Annotated in this window: 10 protein-coding genes and 1 pseudogene; 3 read left to right on the plus strand and 8 right to left on the minus strand. The window is 69.4% G+C overall.

Annotated elements, in window-relative coordinates; translation table 11 throughout:
• Nucleotides 1–31: 31 nt before the first annotated feature.
• On the plus strand, nucleotides 32–445 hold the full coding sequence (locus tag QH283_RS01680; RefSeq protein WP_280501251.1) for a hypothetical protein: 414 nt from the start codon (nucleotides 32–34) through the stop codon (nucleotides 443–445).
• 219 nt (nucleotides 446–664) lie between these two features.
• Here QH283_RS01680 and QH283_RS01685 read toward each other — a convergent pair whose 3' ends face one another.
• Nucleotides 665–955 carry an antibiotic biosynthesis monooxygenase family protein gene (locus tag QH283_RS01685; RefSeq protein ID WP_280501252.1) on the minus strand — a complete coding sequence of 97 codons (291 nt, stop codon included), beginning with the start codon at nucleotides 953–955 and terminating at the stop codon, nucleotides 665–667.
• A gap of 69 nt (nucleotides 956–1,024) precedes the next feature.
• On the opposite strand from QH283_RS01685, the gene QH283_RS01690 reads away from it, so the two are divergent.
• Nucleotides 1,025–1,939: a DUF1353 domain-containing protein gene (locus QH283_RS01690; RefSeq protein WP_280501253.1), complete on the plus strand. Its 915-nt coding sequence runs from the start codon at nucleotides 1,025–1,027 to the stop codon at nucleotides 1,937–1,939.
• A gap of 6 nt (nucleotides 1,940–1,945) precedes the next feature.
• On the opposite strand, the gene QH283_RS01695 is transcribed toward QH283_RS01690, so the two are convergent.
• The 7 genes from QH283_RS01695 to ramB all read right to left on the minus strand — a co-directional run bounded on the left by QH283_RS01695 (nucleotide 1,946) and on the right by ramB (nucleotide 9,311).
• Complete coding sequence (locus tag QH283_RS01695) at nucleotides 1,946–2,656, minus strand: GntR family transcriptional regulator (protein ID WP_280501260.1); 711 nt, start codon at nucleotides 2,654–2,656, stop codon at nucleotides 1,946–1,948.
• A gap of 10 nt (nucleotides 2,657–2,666) precedes the next feature.
• Complete coding sequence (gene urtE / locus QH283_RS01700) at nucleotides 2,667–3,359, minus strand: urea ABC transporter ATP-binding subunit UrtE (protein WP_280501254.1); 693 nt, start codon at nucleotides 3,357–3,359, stop codon at nucleotides 2,667–2,669.
• A 2-nt stretch (nucleotides 3,360–3,361) separates the two neighbouring features.
• Complete coding sequence (urtD, locus tag QH283_RS01705) at nucleotides 3,362–4,249, minus strand: urea ABC transporter ATP-binding protein UrtD (protein WP_280501255.1); 888 nt, start codon at nucleotides 4,247–4,249, stop codon at nucleotides 3,362–3,364.
• Nucleotides 4,246–5,514 (minus strand): urea ABC transporter permease subunit UrtC, encoded by a 1,269-nt coding sequence (gene urtC, locus QH283_RS01710; RefSeq protein ID WP_280501256.1) that lies wholly within the window; start codon nucleotides 5,512–5,514, stop codon nucleotides 4,246–4,248. The genes urtD and urtC overlap by 4 nt, the downstream gene beginning before the upstream one ends.
• Nucleotides 5,511–6,395: an urea ABC transporter permease subunit UrtB gene (gene urtB / locus QH283_RS01715; protein WP_280501257.1), complete on the minus strand. Its 885-nt coding sequence runs from the start codon at nucleotides 6,393–6,395 to the stop codon at nucleotides 5,511–5,513. The genes urtC and urtB overlap by 4 nt, the downstream gene beginning before the upstream one ends.
• A 20-nt stretch (nucleotides 6,396–6,415) precedes the next feature.
• Nucleotides 6,416–7,690, minus strand: coding sequence for an urea ABC transporter substrate-binding protein (gene urtA, locus QH283_RS01720; protein WP_280501258.1), 1,275 nt, complete (start codon nucleotides 7,688–7,690; stop codon nucleotides 6,416–6,418).
• A 214-nt stretch (nucleotides 7,691–7,904) separates the two neighbouring features.
• On the minus strand, nucleotides 7,905–9,311 hold the full coding sequence (gene ramB / locus QH283_RS01725) for an acetate metabolism transcriptional regulator RamB (protein ID WP_280501259.1): 1,407 nt from the start codon (nucleotides 9,309–9,311) through the stop codon (nucleotides 7,905–7,907).
• A 115-nt stretch (nucleotides 9,312–9,426) separates the two neighbouring features.
• On the opposite strand from ramB, the pseudogene QH283_RS01730 reads away from it, so the two are divergent.
• Nucleotides 9,427–9,900, plus strand: a pseudogene (locus QH283_RS01730) (ATP-dependent DNA ligase); the annotation flags it as partial.

Genomic DNA, 9,900 nt, shown 5'->3' on the forward strand with positions numbered 1-9,900 from the left:
CCACTAAGGGCCCCCCCCCCTGCCCGGCGGGGTGGGGGGGCCCGCCGCCGGGGCGCCCGCCGCGCGGTACGCCCTGCGCGTCTCCGAGGTCGACCATCGCGACCTGGACGCCTGGCGCGCCGCGCTCACCGAGGGCGTCACCGCACAGCTGGCCCCCAAGCTCGACGCCGCCGTCGACGTGGTCGGCCCCTGGCTGAGCCAGATGGAGTACACCGCCACCGCCCGCCTGCTCGCCGCCGACCTGTCGGAAGCCGAGGGCGACCGCTACGTGGTGCAGGTCTTCGTCGACATGACCTCCAAGAGCAAGCAGACCCCCGACGGCGTCGCCGCCACCGCCACCTACACCGTCACCCTCGACCGCGCCTCCGACTGGACCATCACCGATGTCGGCGGCGTCGGCGGCGGTCTCCCCGGCGCCACCACCCCACCCACCGGCGGCCGCTGACCCGGCCTGCCGTCCAGAAGGGCATGTCATCGACAGGGCGCCTGTTGCAGGGGATCGTGTCGCGCCGTCCGCGGGGCGCGATCACTGGGAACTGCGGTTCGCGACCGGCGAGGCGGCGAAGGGCTGGGACGCCCTCTGTCAGCAGGCGCCGGCGAACACGTCGGCGGCGTGGGAGGTGTTGCGTTCGGCGGGTTGCCGTTCCGGTTGACGGACGTGGGTTCAGGCGATCCGGGTGAAGTGCTCGACGGTGGGGAACGGGTCGTAGAAGTGGTGCAGCAGCTCCTTCCAGCGCTGGAACTCGGGAGAGTTGCGGAAGCCTTCGGTGTGGTCCTCGATGCGTTCCCATTCGACGAGAAGCAGGTAGCTGCCGGGGTTCTCGACGGAGCGGGAGAGCGTGAGGCCGCCGAAGCCGGGCATCGATTCGATGATCGTGCGGGCTTCGGCGAAGGTGGCTTCGAAGTCGGCTTCGCGGCCGGGGACGACGGGCAGGAGGACGTGTTCGGTGATCACGTATTGCATTCTCGTCGCAGGCGGCGTGGGGGTGCTGGGGTGTTGCCCGCCCGGTGACACCATTCGGTGATGGAGATCACAGTCGAGGACGAGGGTGGGCCGTTCTTCAGCGTGGTCGGCGTCGACCTCGACACCGCCCGCTGGACAAGCGATCTCACGCTCCGCATGGTCAGGGATGTCGACGAGCGGGGGCGCGAACGGTTCCGATTGTTGCGCCGGATCGGTTATCGCGACTCCGAACTCGGCCCGATCGTGGTGCCTGCGAAGCTGGACTGGACCACCGATCTCACCTCGGTGCCCGCTTTCCTGACCTGGCTGGTGCCCAAGACCGGGGCGCACCTGCCCGCGGCGATCCTGCACGACGGGCTGGTGCTGTCGCCCGGCGAGGCGGCGAGCTACTACGCGCCCGGCCGCACTGTCACCCGCGATCAGGCCGACCGCGTCTTCCGCGACGCCATGATCGCCACCGGCACGCCGATCGTGCGGGCCTGGCTGGTGTGGGCCGCGGTCACCGCCGCCACCATGTTCCACGGGCGGCAGGTGGACTGGGGTCCGGCGCGGCGCTGGTACTACCTCGCCGTGCTGTGCTTGTCCGCGGCAGCCGTCGCGGTGCTCGGCGTCTGGTCGACGCTGGATCTGGCCGGGGTGGAGACGCTGCGGATCGGCGCGGTCACCGCGACCGTTCCCGGCGTGCCGTGGATCGGCGGTGGTCCGGTGCGGGCATTCCTCGGCGGTCTCGCCGGGAGCGTGGTGGTCCCGCTGGCGCTCGGCACGCTGTGGGGCCGATTCCGCGCCGCGGGCTGGATTCTCGGGCCCGTCGCGGCCATCCTGCTGCTCGCGGTGCTGCCGATCCTGTTCCTCGGCGCGGTGTACTGGGTGGCCGAGGCGCTGTTCCGGCGCGGCAGACTGCTCGCCGGAATCTGCGCGGGTGTCGTGGTGCTGCTGGCGACGGGGGTCTTCGCGCTGGCCGTCACCGGCTGGTGATCGGGCTCAATCCCGCACGGCCCGGCCGAGTTCGGCCATCGCCAGGGCGTGCTCGGTGCGGGTCAGCACGTGGGCGCGCGAGGACTCGATGTGCGCGACGAGCACCGCCAGCGCGGTCTCGGGGTCGCCCGCCAGCAGATGCTCGGCGATGGTGATGTGCTCGGCGATCATGTCGGTGATGCGCTCGGGCGTGGGCAGATCGAGCATTCTGACCGGGCGCAGCCGCACGTGCACCGACCGCAGGGCCTCGGCCAGAGCGGTGTTGCCCGCCGCGGCGAGCAGGGTGGTGTGGAAGCGCTCGTCCTCGGTGAGCAACCCGACGCTCGGCGCGGGCGGGTCATCGCGCAACCGCCGCCAGTGCCGCAGCTGGGCGCGCACCTCGTCGAGATCGTGGGTGCGCGGGGCACGGGCGACCGGGCGCTTGCCGGTCACCCGCTCGATGCCGCGCGCCTCCAGGGTGATCCGCAGTTCGAAGAGCTCGTCGAGATCCTCGAGGCGAGGACGGTAGGGATAGAGGCCGTCGGCCTGGCGTTCGACCAGGCCGTCGGCCTGCAAGCGGGCCAGCGCCTCGCGCACGGGGGTGCGGGAGACGCCATAGGCGCCGGCGAGACGTTCCTCGCTGAGGCGTTCGGTCGGCACGACCGCGCCGGAGGCGAGATCGTGGCGCAGCTGGTGATAGACCTTCTCACCCAGCGGCACCCGCCCCCGGCGCGCCATCATGGCCGGCTCAGATCGCCATCGCGGCGCGCACCGCGGATTCCGCACCCTTGCCGCCCTCGCCGCTCGATGTCGATCTGCCCGATTCGAGCACGTAGTAGCGTTGCGCGGCCTGGAGGGCGAAGCCGATGTGCTGCTCGACCAGCAGCACGCTCAGACCACCGCGCTTGGTGAGATCGATGATGGTGCGCTCGATCTCGGCCACCACCGACGGCTGGATGCCCTCGGTCGGCTCGTCCAGGATCAACAGCTTCGGCTCGGTGATCAGCGCCCGCGCGATGGCCAGCTGCTGGCGCTGACCACCGGACAGCAGGCCCGCCTTGCGGTCGAGCAGCTCGCGCAGCGCCGGGAACAGATCGAGCGATTCGTCGATCAGCGCTTTGCCGCGCTTGCGGCCGTCGGCCACCACCTGCAGATTCTCGGCTGTGGTCAGCTGGGGAAAACTCTGCTGCCCCTGCGGCACATAGGCGATGCCGCGCTTGACCCGCTTGGAGGGGGCGAACTTGGTGATGTTCTCCCCGTCGAAGCGGATCTCGCCGGACTTGGTGCCGATCAGCCCGACCGCGGTGCGCAACAGGGTGGTCTTGCCCGCGCCGTTGTGGCCCATGATGGCCACCACGCTGTCGTCGGGCACGGTCAGGGAGACGCCGTGGATGACCTCGGTGCGTCCGTAGCCGGACTTGACGTCGACGAGCTCCAGCATGCTCAGGCCTCCTTCTCCAGGACGGGCGCGCCGTCGCTCGCCGCCGTGTCGGCGGCGTCGGTGGCGGCGGTGGTGGCGGCGTCGGTCTCGGTCTCCAGTTCGGTGCCGATGGCCGCGGCGGTGCCGAGGTAGACCTCCTGCACCTTCGGGTCGGCCTGCACCTGTTCCACGGTGCCCTCGCTGAGCACCTTGCCGCCCGCCAGCACCGTCACCGAGGTGGCGAACTGGCGCATGAACTCCATGTCGTGCTCGACGACCACGACCACCCGCTCGGCGCCGATGCGGCGCAACAGGTTCCCGGTCTCCTCCCGCTCCTCGGCGCTCATGCCCGCGACCGGCTCGTCGAGCAGCAGCACCGAGGCGTTCTGCACCAGCAGCATGCCGATCTCGAGCCACTGCTTCTGGCCGTGGGCGAGCACGCCCGCGGGCCTGTCGCGCAGATCGGCCAGGCCGGTGGTCTCCAGCGCCTCCTCGATGGCGGGCAGCACGGACTTGCGCCTGCGCAGCATGGTGAGGAAGGAGCGGCCGGCGCCCGCGGCGATGTCGAGGTTCTGCAACACCGACAGTTCCTCGAAGACGCTGGCGGTCTGGAAGGTGCGTCCGACGCCGAGGCGGGCGATCTGGTGCACCTTCTTGCCGAGCAGTTCGGCGCCGGATTTCTGCGCCGAGCCGGTGGCGGGGACCAGGCCGGTGATGGCGTCGATCAGGGTGGTCTTGCCCGCGCCGTTGGGGCCGATGAGGAACCGCAGGTCGCCCTGCAAGACCGTCAGGTCGACCTCGGACACGGCCTTGAAGCCGTCGAAGGTGACCGAAAGACCGCGGATCTCGAGGTACTCGCTGTCCATGCCTGCGTTGCCGCCGATCCGCGGCTGCTGTGTGGGGGCGGTCATCGCGATTCCACCTTCTGCTCTTCGTCCGGCGTGGTGTCGTCGGATTCGTTCTTCGCCGGATCCGCGGCGTCGCCGCCGGTCGTGTCGGCATCGGCCCTCGCCGCGCCGTTCCCGGCGGCGGGCGCAGGCTTGCCTGCGGCCGCGGCGGCGGGAGCGTCCGGCCCGGTGGGCGTGCTCAGGCGGGTCTGCACGAATCCCTTGGCCATCGGCCAGATGCCGGCCAGACCGGCCGGGATGAAGCCGACCACGACGATGAACAGGATGCCCTGCAGGTAGGTCCAGCCCGAGGGGAACTGCTCGGACAGGCTGGTCTGCGCCCAGGCCACGCCGATCGCGCCGAGCACCGGGCCGAGCAGAGTGGTGCGGCCGCCGATCGCGACGCCGATGAGGAAGGCGATCGAGGGCACGATGCCGATGTCGGCGGGGGAGATGATGCCGACGATCGGGGTGAACAGCGCGCCCGCGATGCCGGCGAAGAAGGCGGCGACCACGTAGGCCAGGATCTTGACATTGGCCGGGTCGTAGCCGAGGAAGCGAACCCGCTCCTCCTGATCGCGCACCGCCACCAGCAGCTCGCCGTAGCGGCTGTGCATCAGCTGGCGGGCGATGGCCACCACCACGAGCAGGGTGCCCGCGGCGATGAAGAACAGCATCTGCCGGTTGGCCGGGTCGGAGAGCTTGAAGCCGAAGAAGGCGCGGAAGTCCGACAGGCCGGTGAAGCCGCCGAGCATCTGCTGGCCGGTGAGCAGGATCGCCATCGCCGCCGCGAGCGCCTGGCTCAGGATGGCGAAGTAGGCGCCCTTGACCCGGCGCTTGAACACGCCGTAGCCCAGCACCGCGGCCACCAGGCCGGGTAGCACCAGGATGGCGATGATGGTCACCGGCGCGGAGGCGAAGGGCTGCCACAGCGTCGGCAGCTCCCTGATGCCCGCGATCTGCATGAAGCCGGGCACGTCCTGCTTCATCCTCGCCGCGTCGGCCAGCTGCATGTGCATGGCCATGATGTAGGCGCCCAGGCCGAAGAACACGCCCTGGCCGAGGGTCAGCATGCCGCCGCGCCCCCAGGCCAGGCCGATGCCGACCGCCACGATGGCGAAGCACAGGAACTTCGCGAGCAGATTGAGCCGGAAGTCGCTGAGCACCGCGGGCGCCACCGCGAACAGCAGGATGGCGGCGACCGCGAAGCCGGCGAGCACGGTGAGCGAGGAGGACTCGCGGCCCGATCCGCCGAGCCGGTCCCGCACGGATCCGATGAGTGAGGTCATGCCAGGCTCCTTGTGCGGACCGTGAACAGACCCTGCGGGCGGACCTGCAGCACGATCACGATGATCACGAAGACGATCACCTTCGCGATCGAGGCGGTGGTCGAGTACTCGATGAAGGAATTGAGCAGGCCGAGGGCGAAGGCCGCGATGACCGTGCCCTTGATCTGCCCGAGGCCACCGATCACGACCACCAGGAACGCGTCGATCAGGTAGCTCTGCCCGATGGTCGGGCTGGTGGAGCCGATCAGCGTCAGCGCCACACCGGCCACGCCCGCCAGGCCCGAGCCGATGAAGAAGGTGCTGATGTCGGTGAATCGGCTGGACACGCCGCTGGTCTCGGCCAGGCCGCGGTTCTGCACCACGGCCCGGATCCGGCGACCCAGCGGCGTCGCCTTGAGCACTGCTGCCAGCGCCGTCACCGCGACGACGGCCAGCACCAGGATGAAGATGCGCGTCTTCGGAACGACGGCGCCGAGGATCTCGACGCCGCCGCCGAGGAAGTCGGGCACCAGCACGTTCTTGGCCGGTGCGCCGAAGATGTCGCGGGCCAGCTGCTGCAATACCAGGCCCACACCGAATGTCACCAGCAGCGTGTCCAGCGGCCGGTCGTACATCCAGCGGATCAACCCCATCTCCAGCGCCGCGCCCAGCGCACCGCCGACGAGGAATCCGACCGCCAGCGAGACGAACAGCGAGACGCCGGCGGAGCTGATGACCTGCTGCACGACATAGGTCGTGTAACAGCCGGCCATGATGAATTCCCCATGGGCCATGTTGATCACGCCCATCTGCCCGAAGGTCAGTGACAGGCCGAGAGCGGCGAGCAGCAGGATCGAGCCGAGGCTCAATCCGGTGAAGAGTTGTCCGACAATCACATCCACGTCAGGTCAGCGCTCCTAGATCACAGACCGTCGGCCCAGGAGTAGGTCTCCAGGTACGGGTCCGGGTCGATCGGGCCGTCGGACTCCCAGACGGTGTAGATCAGGCCGTCGGGCCGGATCTCGCCGATGCGGGCGGTCTTGGTGATGTGGTGGTTGGAGCCGTCGATGGTGACCTTGCCCTCCGGGGCGTCGAAACTCACGCCGTCGGCCGCGGCCTGGATGTCGGCCACCGCGAAGGAGTCGGCCTTCTCGACGGTCGCCTTCCACAGGTAGACCGAGACGTAGGCGGCCTCCATCGGGTCGGAGGTGGGCTTGTCGGCGCCGAAAGCGGCCTTGTAGGCGTCGACGAAGGCCTTGTTCTCCGGGGTGTCGACGGTCTGGTAGTAGTTCCAGGCGGTCAGCTGGCCCGCGATGTTCTGCGCGCCGATGCCCGCGACCTCCTCCTCGGCGATGGACACCGAGACCACCGGCATGTCGGCGGCCTTCAGGCCGGCGTTGGTGTACTCGCGGAAGAAGGCGACGTTGGAGTCACCGTTGAGGGTGTTGAACACCGCGTCCGCGTCGGCGGTGCGGACCTTGTTGACGATGGTGGAGAAGTCGGTCGAGCCGAGCGGGGTGTAGTCCTCGCCCTTGATCTCGATGCCGTTGGCCTCGGCGTAGGCCTTGATCTCGCGGTTGGCGGTCTGCGGGAAGACGTAGTCCGAGCCGACCAGGTAGAGGGACTTGACGCCCTTCTCCTTGAGGTAGTCCAGCGCGGGGACGATCTGCTGGTTGGTGGTGGCGCCGGTGTAGAAGATGTTCTTGCTGGCCTCGAGGCCCTCGTACTGCACCGGGTAGTACAGCAGCGAGTTCAGGCTCTCGAACTTCGGCAGCATGGCCTTGCGGCTCGAGGAGGTCCAGCCGCCGAAGACCGCGGCGACGCAGTCGGAGCTGATGAGCTTCTCGGCCTTCTCGGCGAAGGTCTTCGGGTCGGACGCGCCGTCCTCGAGCACCAGTTCGATCTGCTTGCCGAGCACACCGCCCGCGGCGTTGATCTCGTCGACCGCCAGCTTGGTGGAGTTGGCGACGGTGACCTCGGAGATGGCCATCGTGCCGGACAGGGAGTGGAGCGAGCCGACCTTGATGGTGGGGCCCGAGGTGTCGACGCACGAGGCGGCGGCAACGTCGGAGTCGGCGTCGTCCTTGGCGCCACAGGCCGTTAGCAGGAGGCCGGTGAGGGCGAGTGCGGTCGGGACGACCAGCGCTTTGCTCACGCGGCGGGACTTCTGCCTGCGAGTGGAACGTGGATGTGACATGTGGCGAACCCTTCTGGCGTATACAACGGCTGTATCCGTGCTGCGAACGGTAGCCAGCTGTTGTTGCGCCGGAATATCTGTCGGTGACAAGTGGGTTGCCGATGTTTCGGTTCTGTGAACGAAACGTCCGTTGTGTCCGGTTCGGACTCGATTCTCGCAGGAAACGGCCGCTTTTTCGCGGGAAAGGCCCTGCGGCCCCGCGGGATACGGGCCGCTACTTCAGGACATAGGGCGACACGGAGCTGCGATGCTCGCTGATGTCGAGAGTTTTGCCCAGCGGCGGGAATGCGCGTTGCGGGCAGTTGGCTCGCTCGCACACCCGGCAGCCCGCGCCGATCGGGGTGGCCTTGACCTGATCGAGGTCGATGCCGTCGGCATAGACCACCCGGCTCGCGTGGCGCACTTCGCATCCCAGGCCGATGGCGAAGGTCTTGCTCGGCTGGCCGTAGCGGGTCGCGCGGCGCTCCACGGTGCGCGCCACCCACAGGTACTTGCGCCCGTCGGGCATCTGCGCGATCTGGGTCATGATCTTGCCCGGATAGGCGAAGGTCTCGTAGACGTTCCACAGCGGGCAGGTGCCGCCGCTGGAGGAGAAGTGGAAACCGGTGGCGGATTGGCGCTTCGACATGTTGCCCGCCCGGTCCACCCGCACGAACGAGAACGGCACACCGCGCTGGGACGGCCGCTGCATGGTCGACAGGCGGTGACAGATGGTCTCGTAGCTCTGCGAGTAGAAGGCCGACAGGCGCTCGATGTCGTAGCGGAAGTCCTCGGCGACCTCGAGGAAGTGGGTGTAGGGCAGCACGGTGGCGGCCGCGAAGTAGTTGGCCAGACCGAGCATCGCCAGCTTGCGGGCGTCCTCGGAGGCGAAGTTGCCGTCCTCGACCAGCTTTTCCAGCAGCTCGCCGCATTCGAAGTAGGCCAGCTCGGCGGCCAGCTTGAACGAGCGCTGCCCGCCGGACAGATGCGGGGAGATCTCCAGGCGCAGCGACTCGGGGTCGTAGCGGTGCAGCACGCCCTCGCCGAGGTCGATGCGCTCGATGATGCGCACCCCGTGCTCGCGCAGCAGCCGCGCGACCCCGTTGGCGATGTCGCCGCCGTGGATGCGGATGCGGTTGGTCAGTTCCTCGGCGGCGGTGTCGAGCTCGTGGATGTAGTTCTGCCGCTGGTAGAAGTAGTCGCGCACTTCCTCGTGCGGCTTGGAGATGGTGGCGCTGCCCGCGCCGTCGGAGAAGCGGTCCTCGGTGGCCGCGGCCAGCTGGGCGCTGGTGTTGCGGTAGCGGCGGTGCATGGCCACCATGGCGCGCGCCATGCTCGGGTGGGCGGAGACCATCTCGGCGATCTCCTGGGTGTCCGCCTCGATGCCGAGCTCCTGGTCCATCACGACCTCTTGCAGCTCGGCGATGAGCCTGGTGTCGTCCTGGGAGGAGAAGAAGGTGGCGTCGACGCCGAAGACCTCGCTGATCTTGAGCAGCACCGGCACCGTCAGCGGGCGCACGTCGTGCTCGATCTGGTTGAGGTAACTGGCCGAGATCTCGAGCTGCTGGGCCAGCACGACCTGACTCAGGCCGCGCTCGGTGCGCAGTTGCCGCAGTCGCGCTCCCACATAGGTCTTGGCCATTCGGCCAGTTTAGAGCCGCTTTCGCAGCCCTGCCAACGCGTAATTAACAGTGCTGCGAGCAGCGCGCGCGATCGCGCTCCCCGGTGCGCCGCCCCGGCACGGTTACCGTGAATGTGTGCTGTTCGCCGACGTCGTACGAACCTCGGCCGCTGTGCGGTCGACCCGGTCAAGGAAAGCGAAGATCGCCGCCCTGGCCGGACTGCTGCGCGCCGCCGCGCCCGCCGAGGTGGGGCCGGTCACCGCGTGGCTGTCCGGTGAACTGACCCAGGGGCGCCTCGGCGCGGGCTGGCGCACGCTGGCCGGGCTGGACGCCACCCCGCCCGCCGCGCTGCCCCGCATCAGCGTGGGCGCGGTCGAGTCCATCCGCGACCGGGTGGCCGCGGAGTCCGGTCCCGGCTCGGGCGCGCGGCGCAAGGACCTGCTGGCCGAGCTGTGGTCGGCGGCGACGGCGCCCGAGCAGGAGTACCTGCCTCGGCTGCTCACCGGCGAGCTGCGCCAGGGCGCGCTGACCGCACTGGTCGCCGAGGCCGTCGCGGAGGCGGCCGGGGTGCCGGTGGCGCTGGTGCGCCGCGCCCACATGCTGTCCGGG

The organism is Nocardia farcinica, from assembly GCF_029867845.1.
Classification (GTDB): Bacteria; Actinomycetota; Actinomycetes; order Mycobacteriales; family Mycobacteriaceae; genus Nocardia; species Nocardia farcinica_A.

Coding starts and splice junctions, on each gene's coding strand:
- QH283_RS01690 (WP_280501253.1), top strand. CDS start 1,025: ATGGAGATCACAGTCGAGGACGAGGGTGGGCCGTTCTTCAGCGTGGTC.
- QH283_RS01695 (WP_280501260.1), bottom strand. CDS start 2,656: ATGGCGCGCCGGGGGCGGGTGCCGCTGGGTGAGAAGGTCTATCACCAG.
- urtE (WP_280501254.1), bottom strand. CDS start 3,359: ATGCTGGAGCTCGTCGACGTCAAGTCCGGCTACGGACGCACCGAGGTC.
- urtD (WP_280501255.1), bottom strand. CDS start 4,249: ATGACCGCCCCCACACAGCAGCCGCGGATCGGCGGCAACGCAGGCATG.
- urtC (WP_280501256.1), bottom strand. CDS start 5,514: ATGACCTCACTCATCGGATCCGTGCGGGACCGGCTCGGCGGATCGGGC.
- urtA (WP_280501258.1), bottom strand. CDS start 7,690: ATGTCACATCCACGTTCCACTCGCAGGCAGAAGTCCCGCCGCGTGAGC.
- ramB (WP_280501259.1), bottom strand. CDS start 9,311: ATGGCCAAGACCTATGTGGGAGCGCGACTGCGGCAACTGCGCACCGAG.